Annotated in this window: 20 protein-coding genes; 9 read left to right on the plus strand and 11 right to left on the minus strand. The window is 69.2% G+C overall.

Features of this window, described 5'->3' with window-relative positions:
* The first annotated feature begins 65 nt into the window (after window positions 1-65).
* From hisN to EJO66_RS18640, 3 genes are read left to right on the plus strand one after another with little or no spacing between them, the layout of a single operon-like run.
* A complete protein-coding gene (hisN, locus tag EJO66_RS18630; RefSeq protein WP_124960455.1) occupies window positions 66-848 on the plus strand; it encodes a histidinol-phosphatase in 783 nt (260 codons plus the stop codon).
* Between the two features lie 19 nt (window positions 849-867).
* Window positions 868-1,062, plus strand: coding sequence for a DUF2905 domain-containing protein (locus EJO66_RS18635; protein ID WP_012746130.1), 195 nt, complete (start codon window positions 868-870; stop codon window positions 1,060-1,062).
* 43 nt (window positions 1,063-1,105) lie between these two features.
* Window positions 1,106-2,032, plus strand: coding sequence for an ROK family protein (locus tag EJO66_RS18640; protein ID WP_124960456.1), 927 nt, complete (start codon window positions 1,106-1,108; stop codon window positions 2,030-2,032).
* On the opposite strand, the gene EJO66_RS18645 is transcribed toward EJO66_RS18640, so the two are convergent.
* Window positions 2,005-3,555, minus strand: coding sequence for an aminotransferase-like domain-containing protein (locus EJO66_RS18645; RefSeq protein ID WP_124960457.1), 1,551 nt, complete (start codon window positions 3,553-3,555; stop codon window positions 2,005-2,007). The two genes, EJO66_RS18640 and EJO66_RS18645, sit on opposite strands and share 28 nt — an antisense overlap.
* A gap of 173 nt (window positions 3,556-3,728) precedes the next feature.
* Here EJO66_RS18645 and EJO66_RS18650 point away from each other — a divergent pair, with 173 nt between their 5' ends.
* Window positions 3,729-4,067 (plus strand): hypothetical protein, encoded by a 339-nt coding sequence (locus EJO66_RS18650; protein WP_124960458.1) that lies wholly within the window; start codon window positions 3,729-3,731, stop codon window positions 4,065-4,067.
* 14 nt (window positions 4,068-4,081) lie between these two features.
* Here EJO66_RS18650 and otsA read toward each other — a convergent pair whose 3' ends face one another.
* The 4 genes from otsA to EJO66_RS18670 form a co-directional block, all read right to left on the minus strand.
* Entirely contained in the window at window positions 4,082-5,467 is a 1,386-nt protein-coding gene (otsA, locus tag EJO66_RS18655) for an alpha,alpha-trehalose-phosphate synthase (UDP-forming) (RefSeq protein ID WP_124960459.1), read from the minus strand.
* Window positions 5,468-5,489: 22 nt separating this feature from the next.
* Window positions 5,490-7,412, minus strand: coding sequence for a glycoside hydrolase family 15 protein (locus EJO66_RS18660; protein ID WP_124960460.1), 1,923 nt, complete (start codon window positions 7,410-7,412; stop codon window positions 5,490-5,492).
* Complete coding sequence (gene otsB, locus EJO66_RS18665; protein ID WP_124960476.1) at window positions 7,409-8,185, minus strand: trehalose-phosphatase; 777 nt, start codon at window positions 8,183-8,185, stop codon at window positions 7,409-7,411. Before otsB ends, EJO66_RS18660 begins: the two co-directional genes overlap by 4 nt.
* Before the next feature lie 74 nt (window positions 8,186-8,259).
* Window positions 8,260-9,519, minus strand: coding sequence for a multifunctional CCA addition/repair protein (locus EJO66_RS18670; RefSeq protein WP_124960461.1), 1,260 nt, complete (start codon window positions 9,517-9,519; stop codon window positions 8,260-8,262).
* Between the two features lie 160 nt (window positions 9,520-9,679).
* Here EJO66_RS18670 and EJO66_RS18675 point away from each other — a divergent pair, with 160 nt between their 5' ends.
* A complete protein-coding gene (locus EJO66_RS18675) occupies window positions 9,680-10,405 on the plus strand; it encodes an OmpW/AlkL family protein (protein WP_125965759.1) in 726 nt (241 codons plus the stop codon).
* A gap of 21 nt (window positions 10,406-10,426) precedes the next feature.
* On the opposite strand, the gene EJO66_RS18680 is transcribed toward EJO66_RS18675, so the two are convergent.
* The 3 genes from EJO66_RS18680 to EJO66_RS18690 all read right to left on the minus strand — a co-directional run bounded on the left by EJO66_RS18680 (window position 10,427) and on the right by EJO66_RS18690 (window position 13,814).
* The gene (locus EJO66_RS18680; protein WP_124960463.1) at window positions 10,427-11,110 is read right to left on the minus strand and encodes a glutathione S-transferase family protein; all 684 of its coding nucleotides are present in this window, start codon (window positions 11,108-11,110) and stop codon (window positions 10,427-10,429) included.
* A gap of 123 nt (window positions 11,111-11,233) precedes the next feature.
* A complete protein-coding gene (locus EJO66_RS18685) occupies window positions 11,234-11,806 on the minus strand; it encodes an MgtC/SapB family protein (RefSeq protein ID WP_124960464.1) in 573 nt (190 codons plus the stop codon).
* Between the two features lies 1 nt (window position 11,807).
* Window positions 11,808-13,814, minus strand: coding sequence for a lytic transglycosylase domain-containing protein (locus tag EJO66_RS18690; protein WP_164547855.1), 2,007 nt, complete (start codon window positions 13,812-13,814; stop codon window positions 11,808-11,810).
* Window positions 13,815-13,850: 36 nt separating this feature from the next.
* On the opposite strand from EJO66_RS18690, the gene EJO66_RS18695 reads away from it, so the two are divergent.
* Window positions 13,851-14,468: a 5-formyltetrahydrofolate cyclo-ligase gene (locus tag EJO66_RS18695; protein WP_124960466.1), complete on the plus strand. Its 618-nt coding sequence runs from the start codon at window positions 13,851-13,853 to the stop codon at window positions 14,466-14,468.
* A 6-nt stretch (window positions 14,469-14,474) separates the two neighbouring features.
* Here the strand turns inward: EJO66_RS18695 and EJO66_RS18700 are convergent, their stop codons facing one another.
* Entirely contained in the window at window positions 14,475-15,458 is a 984-nt protein-coding gene (locus EJO66_RS18700; RefSeq protein WP_125965761.1) for a LysR substrate-binding domain-containing protein, read from the minus strand.
* Window positions 15,459-15,623: 165 nt separating this feature from the next.
* On the opposite strand from EJO66_RS18700, the gene EJO66_RS18705 reads away from it, so the two are divergent.
* On the plus strand, window positions 15,624-15,944 hold the full coding sequence (locus tag EJO66_RS18705) for a DUF2917 domain-containing protein (protein WP_124960468.1): 321 nt from the start codon (window positions 15,624-15,626) through the stop codon (window positions 15,942-15,944).
* Window positions 15,945-15,995: 51 nt separating this feature from the next.
* Here the strand turns inward: EJO66_RS18705 and EJO66_RS18710 are convergent, their stop codons facing one another.
* Window positions 15,996-16,400, minus strand: a complete 405-nt coding sequence (locus EJO66_RS18710; protein WP_125965762.1) for a BLUF domain-containing protein — start codon at window positions 16,398-16,400, stop codon at window positions 15,996-15,998.
* A gap of 168 nt (window positions 16,401-16,568) precedes the next feature.
* Here EJO66_RS18710 and EJO66_RS18715 point away from each other — a divergent pair, with 168 nt between their 5' ends.
* Entirely contained in the window at window positions 16,569-17,261 is a 693-nt protein-coding gene (locus tag EJO66_RS18715; protein ID WP_125965763.1) for a Crp/Fnr family transcriptional regulator, read from the plus strand.
* On the opposite strand, the gene EJO66_RS18720 is transcribed toward EJO66_RS18715, so the two are convergent.
* Window positions 17,262-18,116, minus strand: coding sequence for a DUF6279 family lipoprotein (locus EJO66_RS18720; RefSeq protein WP_240648606.1), 855 nt, complete (start codon window positions 18,114-18,116; stop codon window positions 17,262-17,264).
* Between the two features lie 31 nt (window positions 18,117-18,147).
* Between EJO66_RS18720 and glmU the strand changes: the two genes are divergently transcribed.
* The gene (glmU, locus tag EJO66_RS18725; protein ID WP_125965765.1) at window positions 18,148-19,578 is read left to right on the plus strand and encodes a bifunctional UDP-N-acetylglucosamine diphosphorylase/glucosamine-1-phosphate N-acetyltransferase GlmU; all 1,431 of its coding nucleotides are present in this window, start codon (window positions 18,148-18,150) and stop codon (window positions 19,576-19,578) included.
* Window positions 19,579-19,595 lie beyond the last annotated feature (17 nt).

The raw sequence follows: 19,595 nt of genomic DNA on the forward strand, positions 1-19,595 counted from the left end.
CCCCACGCGTGTCAAACCGGGCCCGGCTCGGGTCTAATCGCAGGTTTTGGCACGCTTGGTTTCCCATGAGCTCTTCCGCCCCCGATCTGCTGTCGATTGCGCACTCCCTGGCCGATGCCGCCGCCGCGCAGTCGATGCGCCATTTCCGCACGCCGCTGGACATCATCACCAAGGCCGACGAGAGCCCCGTGACGCTGGCGGACCGCGCCGCCGAGACGGCCATGCGCGAGATCCTTGCCGTGCGCGCCGCGGCGGACGGCATCTTCGGCGAGGAGCACGGCCTCGAGCGGCTCGACGCCGAGCGCGTCTGGGTGCTCGACCCGATCGACGGCACGCGCAGCTTCATCACCGGATCGCCGCTCTGGGGCACGCTGATCGGCGTGCTGCAGGGCTCGCGCGTGGTGCTGGGCATGATCGACATGCCGGTGCTCAAGGAGCGCTGGATCGGCCAGGCCGGCCGGGGCGCCACGCGTGATGGCCAGCCGGTGCATGCGAGCAGCTGTACCGACGTGGCCAAAGCGCGCATCGTCACCACCTCGCCCGACATCTTCGCGCCCGCCGACTGGCAGGCCTTCGACCGGCTGAGCAGACAGTGCGCGATGCGGCGCTTCGGCGGCGACTGCTACGGCTATGCCCAGTTGGCGGGCGGCACCATCGACCTCGTGGTGGAAACCGGCCTGCAGCCCTACGACTACCTGGGCCCGGCCGGCGTGATCGAGGCCGCGGGCGGCGTCATCACCGACTGGCAGGGCCGGCCGCTGGGCCTCGAGTCCGATGGCCGGGTGATCGCCGCGGCCACGCCCGAGCTCCACAGGCAGGCAATGGCCATCCTCGCGACCCAGGCTTGAACCGGCCTAGACTGTTCCCATGATCCGCTGGCTGATCGTCGTCGTCCTTGCCCTGGTGCTCATGAGCGGCCTCACGGCCTGGCTGCGCCGGTTCGGCTTCGGGCGGCTGCCGGGCGATTTCGAATTCCGCGCCTTCGGCCGCGAATGGCAGCTGCCGATCTCGAGCACGCTGGTGCTCAGCATGATCGCGGCCCTGGTGGCGCGCTTCGTCTAGCGCCGTTGATGAACCCAGAGACCCCAGAGAGAAGAACCACGCGATGAGAGCCTGCGTTGACATCGGCGGCACCAAGGTGGCCGTGAGCCTTTCCCCTTCGAGCGATGCGCCGCTGCTCGGCCGCCGCAGCGAGCCGACGGCCAAGACCGGCGACAACGACGCCGTGGCGGTGCAGATCATGCGGATGATCGACGAGGTCTGCGCCGAACAGGGCATCGCGCCGGCCGACATCGACCGCGTGGGCGTCTCGTCCACCGGCCCCTTCGAGCTGCGCGACGGCATGGTGGAGCTGGCCACGCCCAATATCTGCGGCGGCATTGCCGGACCGGCGCGCGGCCTGCCCAACAACTGGATGACGGCGATCATCGAAGCCCCGCTGGCCCGGCGCTTCAGCCGCGTGCGGGTCGAGAACGACGCCGTGGCCGCGCTCGAGGCCGAGCGCCACTGGGGCGCGCTGCAGGGCATGGACCACTGCGCCTACGTCACCTGGAGCACCGGCGTGGGCGTGGGCCTGTGCGTGGACGGCCGCGCGCTGCGCGGCAAGAACGGCAATGCCGGCCATGCGGGCCACAGCTTCGTGGCAGACGACGCCAGCGGCGCGCTCTGCGGCTGCGGCAACCTCGGCGACGTGGAGGCGCTGGTGGCGGGCAACTCGATCGCGCGCCGCTTCGGGCAGCCCGCGCCCGACCTGTTCGCGGCCGCCTCGGGCGGTGAACCGCATGCCATCGAGATCGTCGATGCCTTGTGCCGCGTCATGGGCCGGATGATCTACAACCTGGTTGCCACGCTCGACCTCCAGCGCATCAGCCTGGGCGGCAGCGTGTTCTGGCACCACCGCGACTTTCTGCTGCCGCGCCTGCAGGCGCAGGTCGACGGCAAGCTCAAGCCGCTCACGCGCGGCGTGCTGCTGGTGCCCGCGGGGCTCGGAGAAAAGGTCGGCGACTACGCCGCCCTGGCACTGCTCGACTGACTCCGGCGCGCCTGGGGCGGCTGGATGGGAGCCGGGGGCGACATCGGCCGAACGGGCAGCTGCGCCGCAGCCGCGCCGGCGCCGCGGCTCATCAGCGTCTCGATGATCTGGCCCAGGCGGCGCAGGCCCGTGTCGACCGCCTCGCCATACGGCCAGCCGCAGTTGATGCGCAGGTAGTGATCGAAGCGCGAGGAGTTGGAGAACAGCGTGCCGGGCGCCACCACGATCCGCTCCGCGAGCGCCGCATCGAAGACCCGCGACGACGACAGGCGCCCGGGCAGCTCGACCCACAGCTGCAGCCCGCCGGGCGGCAGGTTGATGCGCGTGCCGGCCGGAAAGTAGCCGGCGATGGCATCGGCAGTCTGCTCGCGCTGCGTCTTCAGGCAGCCGCGCAGATGGCGCAGATGGCGGTCGTAGGCGCCGGTGGCCATGAACAGGCCGGCCCCGCTTTGCGAGAGGCCTTCGTTGTTGCGGGTCTGCGCGTACTTGAGCATTTCCACCCGCGCGTGCCAGCGTCCGGCCGCGATCCAGCCCAGGCGCAGGCCGGGCGCGAGGATCTTGTGCAGCGAGGCGCAATGGATCACGTTGCCGCCGGCATCCCAGGACTTGAGCGCGCGCGGCGGTGTCGGGGCGTCGACGAGCTCGCTGTAGGTGTCGTCCTCGATCAGCGGAATCTCGTGCCGCTCGCACAGCTGCGCGAGCCGCGCCTTGTGGGTATCGGGCATCACGCTGCCCAGCGGGTTCTGCAGGTGCGGCACCACCACCACGGCCTTGATGTTGTCGTAGGTGCGGATCGCGAGCTCCAGCGCTTCGATCGAGAGGCCGGTCTGCGGGCTGGTCGGGATCTCCAGCGCGCGCATGCCCAGGCTCTCGAGCACCTGCAGCAGGCCGTAGAAGGTGGGCGACTCCACCGCCACCGTGTCGCCCGGCTGCGCCACGGCACGCAGCGCGAGGTTGAGCGCCTCGATGCAGCCGTTGGTGACCAGGATGTCTTCCGGCGAGATCGCCATGCCCACGCGCAGGCTGCGCTGCGCGAGCACCTCCCGGAACTGGCGGTGGCCCTTGAGCGGCGCCGCGACCGTCAGCATGTCGGGCTGCTGGCGCAGCATGCGCGTCATCGCATTGCGCAGGGCCTCAGCGGGATACAGCTCGGGTGCGCCGCGCGCGATGGAAAAGTTGAGCTTCTCGGGGAGCTGCCGGCGGCGCGCCACGAAGTCCGACACCTTGGCGTGAATGCCCACGTACTGCGCCGGGTCGGGCGGCACGCCGGCCGGGGGCTCCTCCATCGGCGCGATGGCGAGGCGCCGCGGCCGGCGCACGAAGTAGCCCGAGCGGTCGCGCGCCTCGACCCAGCCGTCGCTTTCCATCGTGCGGCACAGCTGCAGCGCGGTCGACAGGCTGATGCCGTGCAGGCGCATGAGGCTGCGCAGCGAAGGCAGCTTGTCGCCCTGCTTGAGCGAGCCGGTGTGGATCGCGTCCACGTAGTGCGCTGCGAGCTGGCGGTAGAGCGGTAGCGAGTCCATGGCGTCGATGCTCCCCCTATCGCGCATCCGAAAACAGATGCAGTTGCAAAGGAAAACGACCATAACAGATGCGCCGCGGCAGCCACTGTTGCGGTGCGAATCGCCTGGGCGTGTGCCTGTTTTCCGGGCGCCCGAATTCCTACGATGAGCGCACCCACTCCATAAGGCGCGCCATGTCCCCCACCACTCTCGACCGACTGCCCGATACCGTCGTCCTGCAACCGGGCGAGGCCCTGCGCGCGGCGCTCGACCCCGCCACCTGGCTCGAGATGCAGGAGGGCCGCGCGCTGCTCGTGTCGCCGCCCGCATGGTTCGGCGAAACCGTGTTCACCGCGAAGACCATGCTGAACGAGGGCGACGTGCACCGGCTGGAACGCGGCGGCTGGATCGAGCTGTCGGCGCTGGCGCCGGTGCGGCTGCGCGTGCATGCGCAGCCGCAGCAGGCACCTGCGGCCCGGCCCGCCGAGCCCCGGCCGGTGATGCGGCTGGTGCGGCTGTTGACCGGAAGCTGAGCGGCGGCGGCTTTCTAGCGCTGGCTCGCGGCGTGGCGCAACGCCTCGAGAAAGCTGCGCCGCCACCAGTGGATGTCCTGCTCGCGGATGCGCGACAGCAGCTTCTGGTGCCGCTCGCGCCGCTCCTCGAGCGGCATCTGCAGCGCCTGCTGCACCGTTTCGGCCGTGCCGTGCGTGTCGTAAGGGTTCACCAGCAGCGCTTCCTTCAGCTGCTCGGCCGCGCCGGCGAAGCGCGACAGCACCAGCACGCCAGGGTCGGCCGGGTCCTGCGCCGCGATGTATTCCTTGGCGACCAGGTTCATGCCGTCGCGCAGCGGCGTCACCAGCCCGACCGCGGCCGCGCGGCACAGCCCCGGCACGCGCTTGCGCGCCACCATGCGGTGGATGTAGCGCACCGGCATCCAGTCGAGTTCGCCGTAGTCGCCGTTGATGGCGCCGCACAGCGATTCGAGCTCGCGCCGGATGTCGCCATAGGCATCGACCGTCTCGCGCGTGGGCGAGGCGATCTGGATCAGCGTCGCGCTGCGGCGGTTCTCGGGGTAGTTGGCGAGCAGCTCGCGAAAGGCGCGCACGCGCTGGGGGATGCCCTTGGAGTAGTCGAGCCGGTCGATGCCCAGCAGCAGCCGGCGCTGCGAATATTCGCGCTTCATGGTCTCGAACATGTCGCGCGACTCCTTCGCATGCGTGAGCGCCGCGAATTCGTCGACGTCGATGCCGATCGGGAAGGCGCTGCAGCGCACCGTCTGGCCGTAGGCGCGGTACATCTCGTCGCCCAGGTATTCGCCGTGCGCCTCGTTGCGCACGTAGTGCTCGAAATGCTGCACGTCCTGCTGCGCCTGGAAGCCGATCAAATCGTAGGCGAACAGCGAGCGCATGAGCCACTCGTGCTGCGGAACGGCCGCAATGATGATCTGCGGCGGCAGCGGAATGTGCAGGAAGAAGCCGATGCGCTGCCTGCAGCCCATGGCGCGCAGTTCGGCCGCGAGCGGCATCAGGTGGTAGTCGTGGATCCAGATGATGTCGTCGTCCTTCAGCATCGGCTTGAGCTTGCGCGCGAACAGCTGGTTCACGCGCCGGTAGCCGCCGATGAAGCCGGCGTCGAAGTGGGCGAGGTCGAGGCGGTTGTGGAACACCGGCCACAGCACGTCGTTGCTGTAGCCCAGGTAGTAGCTGTCGTGGTCCTCGCGGCTCAGGTCGATGGTGGCCAGGGTGACCTTGCCGGCCTGCTGCATGTGCAGCTCGCCTTCGCCCGTGGGGCCATTCTCGACGATCTGGCCGCTCCAGCCGAACCACATGCCGCCGCTTTGCTGCAGGCTTTCGCCGAGCGCCACGGCCAGGCCGCCTGCGGCAGGCTTGCGCGGGTCGGCCACGCGGTTGGAGATGACGACGAGCCGACTCATTGGTGCACCCCTGGCGCTGCGCTCATATGCACGAATCCCACGGCGCCGACAGCCGTACGGCGGCATTGATGATGCCCACCATGGAGTACGTCTGAGGAAAGTTGCCCCACATCTCGCCCGTGACCGGGTGCGTGTCTTCCGAGAGCAGGCCGAGCGGGTTGCGCGCCGCCAGCATGGTCTCGAAGATCTGGCGCGCCTCGGCCTTGCGGCCGATCTTGGCGAGCGCGTCGATGCGCCAGAAGGTGCAGATGTTGAAGGCGGTCTCGGGCTTGCCGAAGTCGTCGGCCGCCTCGTAGCGGCGCATGTAGGGACCGTCGCAGAGCGTCTTTTCCATGGCGTCCACGGTGGAGATGAAGCGCGGGTCGCGCGCGTCGATCAGGCCGACCTCCACCATCAGCAGGATGCTGGCGTCAAGCTCATGGCCGCCGAAGCTTTCGGCAAAGGCCTGGCGCTCCTCGCACCACGACTTGGCGAGGATCTCTTCTTTCATGCGCGCGGCGTGGCCGTGCCAGTAGGCGGCGCGTTCGGGCAGCGCCAGCGCGCGCGCGATCTTGGCGAGCCGGTCGCAGGCGGCCCAGCTCATGAGCGCGGAGCTGGTGTGCACGCGGGCGCGGGTGCGCAGCTCCCACATGCCGGCATCGGGCGTGCCGTAGACGCGGATCGCCTGCTCCCCCACGGCCTCGAGGTGCGGAAACTCGGCCGCGCCCGCGCGGCTCAGCAGCCGGTGGTCATGGAAGGCCTGCGCCGCGCCGAGCACGATGTTGCCGTAGACGTCGTGCTGGAAGTGCTCCTGCGCCTGGTTGCCCACGCGCACCGGTCCCATGCCGCGGTAGCCCGCGAGGTTCTCGACCATCGACTCGGGCAGCTCGCGCTCCAGCCCGATGCCGTACAGCGGCTGGATGTGCTCGCCGTGCGAGCCGATCACCACGTTGCCGAGCCAGCGCAGGTAGTCTTCCATGGTGCCCACCTCGCTCAGCGAGTTGAGCGCGCGCACCACGAAGAAGGCATCGCGCAGCCAGCAGTAGCGGTAGTCCCAGTTGCGCTGGCTGCCCGGCGCTTCGGGAATGCTGGTGGTCATGGCGGCGACGATGGCGCCGGTGTCCTCGTAGAGCGAGAGCTTGAGCGTGATGGCCGCGCGGATCACCGCGTCCTGGTATTCGAACGGGATCGCGAGCCTCTTGCTCCAGGTGCGCCAGTAGGCGATGGTTTCCTGCTCGAAGCTGCGCGCGGTGTCGGCAATGCCGTCGAGCAGGGTTTCGTCGACGCCGAACATGAAGTTGTATTCGCGCGAGAGCACGAAAGGCTGGCGCGAAAGAATGTGCGAGATCGATGCGTCGGTGTTGAGCCGCAGCGTCACGTCGGGCCCCACGTAGCGGATGTGGTTGCTGCCGCGCGTGACCTCCAGCGGCCCCGAGGCGCCCCACTGGAAGCGCGGGTCGAGCGCCACCCGCACGCGCGGCGCGCCGGCAATCGGCCGCACGCGGCGCACCATCATCAGCGGGCGGAAGTAGCGCGAGCGGCTGTAGAAGCGCGGCGCGAAGTCGGTGATCTCGATGCCCTGGCCGGCGCTGTCGAACAGCTGCGTGCGCAGCACCGCGGTATTGGGCTCGTACCACTGCTTGCTGGAGGCGAAATCCTCGATCTCGATGGCCCAGGCGCCGGCCTCCTCGCCCGGGTGCAGCAGCGCATTGAAGACCGGATCGCCGTCGAAGCGCGGCAGGCAGCACCACACGGCGCGCCCGCGTGCATCGATGAGCGCGCTGTAGGCGCAGTTGCCGATCACGCCCACGTTGAGCGAAGGCTCGGCCGGCGGCCCGAAGCCACGCGGCGCACCGGAAGCTGCAACGCGCGGGTCGACCGGCGCGTGGTCGGCAGGCCCGGCCGCGCCGGAAATGGAAATGCCCGCGCGGTCCTCGGGTGCCTGGGGCAGTTGCAGCTCGCTCATCCATCGCTCCTCGGAGATTCGTCATTCTTGCGGGCCGGCGCAGCCAGCTGGTCACGCAGCTGCACCAGCCATTCGAAGACCGCGCGCGGCGATTCGAGCCGGTGCAGCGCCAGGCTCGGGCCCGAGCCGACCTTGATGCCGATGCCGCCGCGCGGCTGCACCACCGCGAAGCCGCTCTCGTCGGTGGTGTCGTCGCCGGCAAAGACCGGCAGGCGCCCCGCGAACGGCGCCTCCGTCATGAAGGCCTCGATCGCAATGCCCTTGTTGACTCCGGTGGGCTTGACCTCGAACACGAACTTGCCGTGCAGCAGCTCGAGCTGCGGCCGGCCTGTGATGGCGCGCGACATGGCGTCGCGGCACACGGCCTCGAGTTGCGGTGCGAGCCGGTAGTGCAGCGCAATGGCCGCGTGCTTGCGCTCGACCAGCAGGCCTTCATGCACCCGGGCCAGTTCGTTGGCGATGTCCAGGATGGGCACGAGGTCGGGTGCGTGCTGCTCCTGCATGCGGCCCTGCGAGTCGCGCCGCTGCACGCCGTGCTCGCCGGCGGCAGGCAGGCGCAGCGGCGCGAGGAAGCGGTCGATGGCATCGATCTGGCGGCCCGACACCACGGCCAGCGCGCCGCCGAGCTGGTCGCGCAGGTCTTCGAGCAGGGCCACCAGGGCGGAAGGAATCTCGATCGCCTCGGGGGTGGGTGCGAGCGCGACCAGGGTGCCGTCGAAATCGAGAAAGAGGGCTGTATCTCGGCCCAACGGAGGAGGCAACTGGGAGGACATTGGCATCGGTGAAAACCATAACACGGGCCTGGCATTTCCCGTGTCGGCCAAAGTCGGACGTCTGCGCCGGGGCTTCAGCCCAGCGATGCCGCCACGGCCTCCACGCGCGCGCGGTGGATCGCCTCGCCGATCTGCGGCCCGGCGGCGCCGGATTGCTGCGCCGCGCGTGCCACGGCGTCGGTGGGGACGCCGGCCGCCGTGGCGAGCACGGCAAGCAGCCGCTCGCGCTGCGGATAGGGCCGCTCCTCGAAGCCGAGCCGGCCGCGCGCATCGCATTCGCAGGCCAGCAGCACGTCGGCAAAGCGCGCCGGCTTGCGAAACGCGTCGCAGCGCTCCAGCAGGCGCACCAGCGCCGCGGCCGTGAGTTCGCCGCTGCGATGGATGTTGCCGTGTTCGCGCGCCACCACCTCGGCGAGCTCGCGGATCTCGACCGGCACGCGCCAGCGGTCGCACACCGCGTGCAGCAGCTCGGCGCTGCGCTTCTCGTGGCCGATGTGGCGCGGCAGCAGCCCGGGCTCGGTCGTGCCCTTGCCCAGGTCGTGCATCAGGCAGGCGAAGCGCACCGGCAGCGAGGCCTCGAGCCTGGCACTGGTGTCGATGACCATCATCAGGTGCAGGCCGCTGTCCACTTCGGGGTGGTGGGCCTCGGGCTGCGGCACGCCCCAGAGCCGGTCGACCTCGGGCAGCAGCACCGCCAGCGCCCCGCAGGCGCGCAGCACCTCGAACATGCGCGACGGGCGGGTTTCCATCAGCCCGCGCGAGAGCTCCTGCCAGACGCGCTCGGGCACCAGCGCATCGGCTTCGCCGGCTTCGACCATCTCGCGCATCAGGGCCATGGTTTCGGGCGCGACCGAGAAATCGTCGAAGCGCGCCGCAAAGCGCGCCACCCGCAGGATGCGCACCGGGTCTTCGCGAAAGGCGTCGGTGACGTGGCGCAGCAGCTTTTGCTCGAGGTCGCGCCGGCCATGGAAGGGGTCGGCGAGCTTGTCGGCGTCGGGCTCGAAGCGGCCGTCGGCGTCCACGAATTCCGCGGGCAGCGCGATGGCGTTGACCGTGAGGTCGCGCCGTGCCAGGTCCTGCTCGAGGGTGACGTCGGGCGAGGCGTGCACGGTGAAGCCGCGGTAGCCGGGAGCGCTCTTGCGCTCGGTGCGGGCCAGCGCGTATTCCTCGCGGGTCTGCGGATGCAGGAACACCGGAAAGTCGCGCCCCACGGGCAGGTAGCCGCGCGCCGCCATTTCTTCCGGCGTGGCGCCCACCACCAGCCAGTCGTGGTCCGACACCGGTCGCCCGAGCAGCCGGTCGCGCAGCGCACCGCCGACGAGATAGGTTTTCATGCGCCCAGTGTAGGGATACTCCAGATGGAAAAAATAGAACGGTCGTTCGATGATTTATCTGCAGATCGCACGATCGTTCGCCGATTTGCCAGAAAAGTAGCCGCTGTCGCAGTGGAGGCCGCGTGCTGCAGGTTTTTAAACCAAAAGGAGTAACAACGTCATGAAGAAAACAATGCTTGCGCTGACGGCAGCGGGCGCGCTGGCGTCCGGGAGCGCATGGGCGCAGAGCGCTGGCGACTGGGTGGTCGGCGCGGGCTGGCTTCATCTGGCGCCGCAGGACTCGAGCAAGCCGCTCACGCTGACGGCGCCGGTGCGCAGTGTGATGACGGGGTCTGGCGCGTCGGTCAATGATTCGGACACGCTGGGCCTGAGCGTCGTCTATTTCATCGACAGCCACTGGGCCGTCGAAGGGGTGCTCGGCATTCCGCCGAAGTTCAAGCTCGACGGCACCGGCACGCTGGGCCGCGTGGGCGAACTGGGCGAGGCGCGCCAATGGAGCCCCACCATCCTCGGCAAGTATTACTTCAACGAGGGCCGCGCCGACTTTCGACCGTTCGTGGGCCTGGGCGCGACCTACGTCTGGTACAGCGACATCGAGCTGACGCCGGGGCTGCAGGGCGCGCTGGGCAGCCAGCTGCGCCAGCGGCCGTTCTCCACCTCGACCACCGCCAAGCTCGACAGCTCGTTCGCGCCCGTGCTCAATGCCGGCGTGGCCTACCAGATCGACAAGCACTGGGGCGTGTCGCTCTCGGTCTCCTACATTCCGCTGAAGACCAAGGCCAAGCTCACGACCACGACGCTCACCGGGCTGCCGATCGCCACCAGCGAGGCCAGGCTCAAGCTGAACCCGATCGTGACCTACCTCTCGGCGACCTACCGCTTCTGAGGCGGCTGGATTCGAGGAGCCTCAGCGCGCCGTGCGGTAGGGCTCGTCGAACGCCACGAAGTCCTTCTCGGCCAGGGCATCGTCGACCCATGCCTTGACGCCCGGCAGTGCCTGCACGCGCTCGATGTAGGCGCTGATGGCCGGCGGTACCGGCAGGCCATAGGTCTTGATGCGCGTGCCCACCGGTGCGAAGTAGCTGTCGGCAATGCTGAAGCCGCCGAACAGCAGGGGGCCGCCGTGGGCATCGAGCAGGCCGCTCCACATCTGCACGACGCGGTCGAGGTCGGCCTGCAGGCCGGGGTTGTCCTTCAGCAGCCGTGCGCCGACATCGGCGAGCGACGCCTCGATGTTCATGGGGCAGAGGCTGCGCAGGCTGCCCAAGCCCGAATGCATTTCGGCGCAGATGCTGCGCGCGCGGGCCCGGTCGGCCGCGGCGCGGGGCCAGAGCTGCTTCTCGGGAAAGGTCTCGGCCAGGTATTCGGCAATGGCGAGCGTGTCCCACACCACGAGGTCGCCGTCGGCCAGCACCGGCACCTTGGCCACCGGGTTGAGCGCGCCGATGGTCTTCTTGAACTGCGAGTCGGCCTCGAAGGAATCGAAGCGGACCTTCACCTCCTCGAACGGGATGCCGGCCTGCTTCATGAGGATCCAGGGCCGCATGGACCAGGACGAGTAGTTCTTGTTGCCGATGTAGAGCTTGCGCATGGTGCGATCCTGCGGTTGGGATGAGAGAGAAAAAAGCCTTCGATGCTAGCGGGCCCGTGCCGGCGAATTGATGCCGAAATGCGGCTGGATTGATGCGCTGCGGCGCGGCTTGTTTCTTCTTCTTCAGCGCGGCGGCGGCTGGTCGTCTTCAGGCGAGGCGATCACGCGCGGCGCTGCGCCGGCCTTGTCTTCCTCGATGTGCGGCGGCCCGACCATGCGTTCGACCATGCCGACCAGGCGCGGCACCAGCGCGAGCACGGCCAGCGCCAGCAGTGCGCTCAGTACCGCAGTCACTTCGCGTCCGAGCCCGCAGGCCATGCCGATCGCGGCGGTCATCCACAGCCCGGCGGCGGTGGTGAGGCCTTGCACCTGGTGCTCGTCCTTGCCCTGCTTGAGGATGGTGCCGGCGCAGAGAAAGCCCACGCCCGCCACCAGGCCCTGGATCACCCGGCTCATGTCGGCGGGCTCGATGCCGGTCTGCTGCGGAATCAGCACGAACAGCGCCGAGCCGATGGCCACCAGCATGTGGGTGCGCACGCCGGCCGCCTTGCCCTGCTGCTCGCGCTCGAAGCCGAGCATGAACCCGATGACCGCCGCAAGCATCAGCCGAACGACGATGCGCGTGAACTGCGTGATGTCGCCCACGTCCGAGAATTCGGCCGCTACGGTGTCGAGCACCTGGCCGCCCCAGCTCATGTCAGGGAAGATCCTTGTTGGGTTCGGGTTCCGCCGCGTCGCGCGGGCCCACGCGGCCCAGGCGCTCCTTCAGCGACTGCGGACGCCCGCTGATCAGCGCGGCGTAGTTGGTGGTGTTGGCCAGCACCTTCTTCACATAGTCGCGCGTTTCGTTGAAGGGCACGTTCTCGGCCCAGATCGCGGCTTCCATCACCGGGCCGTTGCGCCAGCTGCGCGGCCGGCCGGGGCCGGCGTTGTAGGCGGCCGCGGCCAGCGCCATGGAACCGTCGAAGTCGTCGAGCGCGAGCTTCAGGTAGTTGGTGCCGATGGTGATGTTGGTCTCATGGTCGTTGATCTGCCCGGGCGTGAAGCCGGCCAGGCCGATCTTGCGTGCGGTCCAGCGCGCGGTGGCGGGCATGACCTGCATCAGGCCCGAGGCGCCGACGCCCGAGCGCGCATCCATGATGAAGCGGCTTTCCTGGCGGATCAGGCCGTAGACATAGGCCGGGTCGAGCCCGATGTCCTGGCTCCTGCGCAGCACCGTGTCGTGGAACGGCATGGGAAAGCGCTGCTCGACGTCGATCACGCCCTTGGTGCGCTCGCTGGTGTTGATGCAGCGGTCCCACACCTCGCGCTGGCAGGCGAAGTCGGCCGCGGCCAGCAGCGCGCGGTCGTCCATGCCGCCCTTGTCGTGCAGGTTGGTGGCGTAGTTCCATTCGCGCGTGCCCTCGGAGCGCAGGCCGATCGCAATGGCGTAGAGCGCGCGGTTGAGCGCGATGTTGCTGCGCGCGGCGTTCTTCTCTTCGGGTGTGAGCGGCGCCGGACGCGTGGGCGCCACGGTGCGCTGGCCGAGTTCCTCCAGCGCCAGCATCTCGTAGAAGCCGCGGGTGCCCGCAATGCTCTGGTAGAGCTCGCGCGCCTGCGCGCGGCGGTCGTCGCCGCCCGCCGCGCTGAGTGCGCGCGCCTTCCAGTAGACCCAGGTCGGCTCCAGCTGGGCGGTTTCGCTCATGGCGTTGATGGCGGGCGCCACCTCCTTCCACTGGCCGGTGCGCAGCGCGGCGCGCACGCGCCATCCAAGCATGTCGTCGGACAGGTCGCCGTTCTTCGTGACGTTGGCGAAGTAGCTGCCGGCCAGCGGCGAGAGCTTGTTGGCGGCCTGCCGGCCGATGGTGCCCCAGAGCCAGTTGCGCTCCTCGGCCGAGAGCATCGGCCCCCATTTGCTGTCGAGCTGGGTGGCGGCCTGCTCCGGGTCGGCCATGGCGATCTTGATGAGCGCCAGCACCACCAGTTCCTTGCGCGACTTGGCGGCCACGAAGGCGCGGCCGGCCAGGAACTTGGCCGCGCTGGCGTTGAGCTCCTCGAACAGCGGCAGCGCATCGGGCGCGGCAATGGTCACGGCGCCGCGCGCGGCCTGCGGGCGGTTGGCCTCCATGGCCAGGCGGGCCTTCTTCCAGGCGTCGTTGGGCGACAGCAGGCGGGCCGCGACCAGGCGGTCGGCCGCGGTGAGGCAGCCGTCGTCCGCATCCTTCTGGGCGAACCAGTTGCGGCGCACCTCGTGGGCCTGGGCCTGGGTCGTGCTGCCGGACTGCAGGGCCTCGACCAGGATCGCATAGCAGCGCACCTGCGGATCGTCGCCCATGCGAAAGCCCGCCAGCGCGGAGGAAAAGCCGTCCCAGTCGCGGCGCTGGCCCAGCAGCAGCAGCCAGTCGTTGCGCAGCCGGTCTTCCTGGTAGGTGCCGGGATAGCGGGCGAAGAAGTCCTGCACCTCGTTCGGCGCGGCTTCCTGCAGGCGGGCCTTGAGTTCCCAGTAGGCGGCCCAGGGTTCGAGCGCATGGCCGCGCGCCTGCGGCAGCAGGGCCGCGAGCCGGCCCTTGTCGCCGCGCTGGAAGGCCTGCTTCATCTGCATCAGCACGTCGTCGTTGCTGTTGTTGGCCTGTGCGGCGGCGGGCTGCTGCGAAAGCAGTGCGGCGGCTGCCAGGACGGCGGAAAAAACCAGCGCGGACGCTGCATTGCGCGGGCGATGGCGCATGGGTGCCAAAATGCTTGGGAACTGCATCGGGGGATTATGGACAAGTCAAAGGATGCCGACACCTCGGCGACCACGAGTTTTCTCAAGGATCAGGTGAGAAAAGCACTGATCGAGCAGCGCCTGGCCATGCCCGACCGGCTCGCCAGGGCCGACCTGCTGCAGCGCGTGATGCGGATCTGGCTGGTCGGCCGGCCCGACACCGTGATCGGCGCCTACTGGCCGATCAAGGGCGAGTTCGATCCGCTGCCCGCGCTGCACCGCTGGAAGGAGGACGGCGAGCTGATCGACGAGCCGCAGCGCCGCCGCATCGGGCTGCCGGTGATGAACAAGGTCCACAAGACGCTGACCTTCCATGCCTGGTATCCGGGCTGCCAGATGGAGGAAGACGCCTACGGCATTCCCAAGCCCAAGGACACCGAGCTGATCGTGCCCACGCTGCTGTTCGTGCCCTGCGTGGGTTACAGCGCCGGCGGCTACCGGCTGGGCTACGGCGGCGGTTTCTACGACCGCACGCTGGCCGCGCTGGAGCCGCGCCCGTTCACGGTGGGGCTGGGCTTCACCAACGGTTTCCTCGAAGACTTCGAGCCCGAGGCGCACGACCTGCCGCTGGACGCCATCCTCAACGACAACGGCGTGGTCTGGCCAACGTCCTGAGCAGGTTCAGTCGATGTTGTCCACGGTGTCCGGATCGGGCACCTCGCCGATGGTCTCGCGCGTGGTGATGGCCTGCACCTGCAGCCAGTCCCAGAAGGCCTTGATTTCGGGCCGCAGCGCATTGCGCGGCCCGGCGATGAGCCAGTAGCCCATCGGCGAATCCATGCGGTGCTGCGGCAGCACCTCCACCAGGTCGCCGTTGGCCAGGCTTTCGGCAATGAGCGAACTGCGCGCCAGCGTCACGCCCTGGCCGGTGAGCGCGGCCTGCACCATCTGGTAGGCGTAGTTGAAATAGAGCCAGCGCTTGGGCTGCGCGCGTTCCAGGCCATTGACCTCGAACCAGCGCCGCCAGGTCAGCCATTCGAGGTGCGTGCGGTGCGCGTCTCCGGCTTCGATCAGCGTGAAGCCCGTGATGTCGGCAGGCGTCTTGATGGGCGGGCTGCTCTTGAGCAGCCAGGGGCTCGCCACCGGCGTGAGGGTTTCGCCGAACAGCCGCACGGCCGTGGACGGCATGGCTTCGCGCGTGCCGTAGCGCAGCGCGATGTCGACGTCCGCCACTTCCAGGTCGACCGCCACGTCGCTGGCGTCGATGCGGATGTCGATCTCGGGGTTGTCGCGCTGGAAGGCCTCGAGCCGCGGGATCAGCCACATCGATGCGAAAGACGCAAAGGTGGTGAGTGACACGCTCTTGCGTCCCGCGCTCTGGCGGATCTGGCGCACGGCCGTGTCGATGCGCGGCAGCGACTGCTGCACCGCGAGCAGCAGCTGCGCTCCCGCGCTCGTGAGCTCCACCGCCCGCGTGTGGCGCAGGAACAGCGCCACGCCCACTTCTTCCTCGAGCGACTGGATCTGGCGGCTCACGGCGGACTGGGTGAGCGCCATTTCTTCGGCGGCGGCGCGGAAGTTGAGATGGCGCGCCACCGCCTCGAAGGCGCGCAGGTGCCCGGCCGAAATGGGGCGGGAGCGCAGGTGGGTTTGCGAATGCTGCATGGATGGGGGCGTGGGCGGCATCGGTCGATTGATGCGATTTCGGAATCAGCAGGCTACCTCGTTTTCATTGGACTGCCAACGCCGTGCAAACGATCATTCATTCCCGAACTGCGCTATTGCCTCTGTCTTGTCATCGCACTTCGGCAACGCCCAAGGAGTTTCATCATGTCCACCGCCGTCTGCACCACCGAATCGCTTGCTTCCCTGCCGTCCTCCACCCGCACCGCTTCCGCCGTTCCGCCGGCCGTGCGCCGCGGTGCCTGGCAGATCGCGCCCGGCGAGGCGATGAGCCTGAAGGCGCGGTCGGCCAGCGTGCTGCGGGTCAAGCAAGGCCGGGTCTGGGTCACGCCGGACGCCACGTCCGCCAGCGCCAGCGAAGACCTGGTGCTCGCTCCGGGCGAATCGCTGAACGTGGCCGCGGGCCAGCGCATCGTCATGGAAGCGTGGGATGGCTACGGTGCCACCTACTCGTGGGACCAGGCCTGAGCGGTCATCCCTCCATGGACGCAAGGGCGGCTTCGGCCGCCTTTTTCTTTTTCAGCCGTTGATGTCGAAACTCGGGCGCAGGGCCAGGAAATGCGCCAGGGCGGCTTCGCCGTCCAGCGCACGGATGCCGGCCATGAGGTCGGGTCCTTCGCTTTCGGCCAGGCCCATGCCAAAGCCGCTGTAGCGGCGTGCCGCGAGCGGGCCGCGGCGGAAAACCTTGATGTCGGTGTGCCGGGGATCCTGTTCGATGCGGCGCATCAGCGTCTCCACCGCCCCGTGCGGGCCTTCGAGGTGCTGGCAGAAGCGCATGCCGTCGAAGACCAGGAGGCCGGTGATGCCGTACTGGGCATTGCGCGCGCGGGCCTGGGTCACGATCGAACCCACGGTGGCCGGCGGCAGGTCCGGCGTGAGCATGCTGCAATAGAAGACTTCGTGGAGAGCTTGCTTTTCTGTCATGCGTTCGGAAGCGAAAGGCGTGCGAAGTGTATGAATCTCCCGGGCCGTGCGAAATGTCAAAAGACACAGGCCCGAAGCCTATAGTGGCGCGTGAAATTCGAGGACCATGCACCCCCCGCGTCGCCCCCTGTGGGCCCCCATCCCTGCGAGCGCTGTGCGCTGCGGAAGATGGAGGCCTTCCTGCCGGTGGCGCCGCAAGAGCTCGAAGCCATCGCATCCTTCAGGGCCGGCTCCCGCCGCGTCGCCGCCGGCGCCACCATCGTCGACGAGCACCGGCCGAGCGCCGAGCTGTTCACGCTCTATGCCGGATGGGCCTTTCGCTACAAGACGCTGAGCGACGGCCGGCGCCAGATCCTGAGCTTTCTGCTGCCCGGCGACTTCATCGGCCTGCAGGACGAGTTTGCCGACGGCCACACGCATGGCGTGGAGGCCGCCAGCGAGGTCACGCTCTGCGCGTTTCCGCGCGGCAGGCTCTGGGAACTGTTCCATGCCCAGCCGAAGCTCGGCTACGACATCACCTGGCTGGCCGCGCGCGAGGAAAAGCTGGTGGACGACAACCTGGTGACCACGGGCCGCCGCAACGCGGCCGAGCGCGTGGCCATGCTGCTGATGCACCTGTACCGCCGGGCCCAGCGCGTGGGCATGGTGCGCGACGGCTGGGTCGAGTTTCCGTTCAACCAGCAGCACCTGGCCGATGCGCTGGGACTGTCGCTGGTGCACACCAACAAGACGCTGCGCCGGCTGCAGAGCCTGGGGCTCTACAAGCTCGAGGCGGGCTGGCTGCGCATCCTGGAGCCTCGTGCGCTCGAGGCGCTGGGGGACTATTTCGAGCGGCCGATGCGGCCGATGCCGCTGATCTAGCTAGCGCGCGGCGACCAGCTGCCGCAGGTCGTCCTGGTAGGCCTGCAGCCGGCGCACCGCCTGCTCCCGCTGGCTGGCGCTGGTGGTGTTGTGAAGCGCGGCCAGGTTGCGGCAGCCTTCCTGCAACAGGGCCTGCTGGTGATCGCGCCAGGGGCCGGGCGGCGGCTCCGCGATGCGCATCACGTAGGCATGGATGGCCGCGCGCGCCTCGGCCGCGGAGGGCCTGGCGGCGTTGAAGCCGCGCAGCAGCTGCAGCGCCTCCTGCTGGCGCTGGCGGCGCTCGGCGTCGGCCAGCCGCGGGTCGAACACCGATTGCGCCACCTGCCGCCGCAGCAGGTCGCGCTGCTCCGGGTTCAGCCGGCCATAGAAATCCTCCAGCCGGTCGAGGAAGCGGTCGTAGCGCTTTTCCTGCACATCGGCGGCGCTGCGCTCGAGCCAGTCCTTGCGGTAGTCGGCATTGTTCTTCGCGTACTTGCGCTCGAGCTGCTGCAGCTGTGCCTCGGTCAGGCTCAATGCCAGCTCGGTGCCCGCCGGCTCGGCGCGTTCGGCGACCGCCAGCAGGCGCTCGCGGATCTGGTCCGCCATGCGGCAGGCCTGGGCCGCGGTGGCGTCGCGCGGCGCCAGGGCCTGGGCTTCCTGCAGCAGGCCGGCGATCCGCGGCAGCTCGTTCCGGCGGTGCCAGCTCAGCAGCTGCGCGAGCTCGTCGCGCACCTTGGGCGTCTGCGAGCCGTCGAAGTCAAGGTAGGTGTCGAGCCACCAATAGCTCACCTCGGGCAGGTTGTTGTAGGCCAGCCTGACCGTGCTGCAGGCCGAGAGCGCGGCGGCCACCAGCAGCGCGCCGATAATCCGCGCCAACTTGGCGCAACGCATTCGGGTAGAAAGAAGCATGAATCAGATTCCGCAAGACAACCAGGGACCGGTCGACGTCGTCATCATGGCGGCCGGCAAGGGCACGCGCATGAAAAGCAGGCTGCCCAAAGTGTTGCACCGTTTGGCCGGGCGCGCATTGCTCGGGCATGTGACCGATACCGCCGCGCGCATCGGCGCGCGCCATGTGGTGGTGGTGACCGGCCACGGCGCGGCCGAGGTCGAGGCCGCCATGTCCGTCAACGCCATCGGTGCCGCGCTGCAGTTCGCGCGGCAGGAGCCGCAGCTGGGCACCGGCCACGCGGTGCAGCAGGCCGCGCCGCTCCTGCCCGACGACGGCACGGTGCTGGTGCTGTCGGGCGATGTGCCGCTGATCGGCGAGGACACGCTGCGCGCGCTGATTGCCGCCAGCGGCGGCCGGCGGCTCGCATTGCTGACCATCGAGTTCGACGACCCCGCGGGCTACGGGCGCATCGTTCGCGCCGAAGGGCAGGCGGGCGGCGAGGTCAGGGCCATCGTCGAGCAGAAGGACGCCACCGAGGCGCAGCGCGAAATCCGCGAGATCTACAGCGGCGTGATGGCCGTGCCCGCCGCGCTGCTCAAGGGCTGGCTCTCGCGGCTGGACAACCGCAACGCCCAGGGCGAGTACTACCTCACCGACATCGTCAAGCTGGCCGCCGCCGACGGCGTGCCCGTGGTCGCGCATGTCATTGCCGATGCGCTCCAGGTCGCCGGCATCAACAGCCCCGCGCAGCTGGCGGCGCTGGAGCGCGCCTGGCAGCTGCGGCAGGCCGATGCGCTGATGGCGCAAGGCGTGCGGCTGGCCGACCCCGCGCGCTTCGACCTGCGCGGCGCGCTGGCCTGCGAGGCCGACGTCGAGATCGACGTCAACTGCGTGTTCGAGGGCTCGGTGTTCCTGGGCGAGGGCGTGCGCATCGGCGCCCACTGCGTGATTGCCAATGCGCGCATCGAGGCGGGCGCGGTGATCCATCCCTTCACCCACATCGACGGCGAGAAGGCCGGCGTGACCGTCGGCGAAAGGGCGCTGGTCGGCCCCTTCGCGCGGCTGCGGCCGGGCGCGCAGCTGGGCGCCGAGGTGCACATCGGCAACTTCGTCGAGGTCAAGAACTCGACCCTGGCCGAGGGCGCCAAGGCCAACCACCTGGCCTACCTGGGCGACGCCAGCGTGGGCCGGCGCGTCAACTACGGCGCGGGCAGCATCACGGCCAACTACGACGGTGCCAACAAGCACCGCACCGTCATCGAGGACGACGTGCACGTGGGCAGCAACTGCGTGCTCGTGGCGCCGGTCACCATCGGCGCGGGCGGCACCATCGGGGGCGGCTCGACGGTGAACAAGTCGACCGAGCCCGGCGCGCTCACCGTGGCGCGCGGCAAGCAGGTCAGCTTTGCGAACTGGAAGCGGCCGCAGAAACAGCCGAAGGCCTGATCGACGCGGCCTGCCGC

The organism is Variovorax beijingensis, assembly GCF_003951285.1.
GTDB lineage: Bacteria > Pseudomonadota > Gammaproteobacteria > Burkholderiales > Burkholderiaceae_C > Variovorax > Variovorax beijingensis.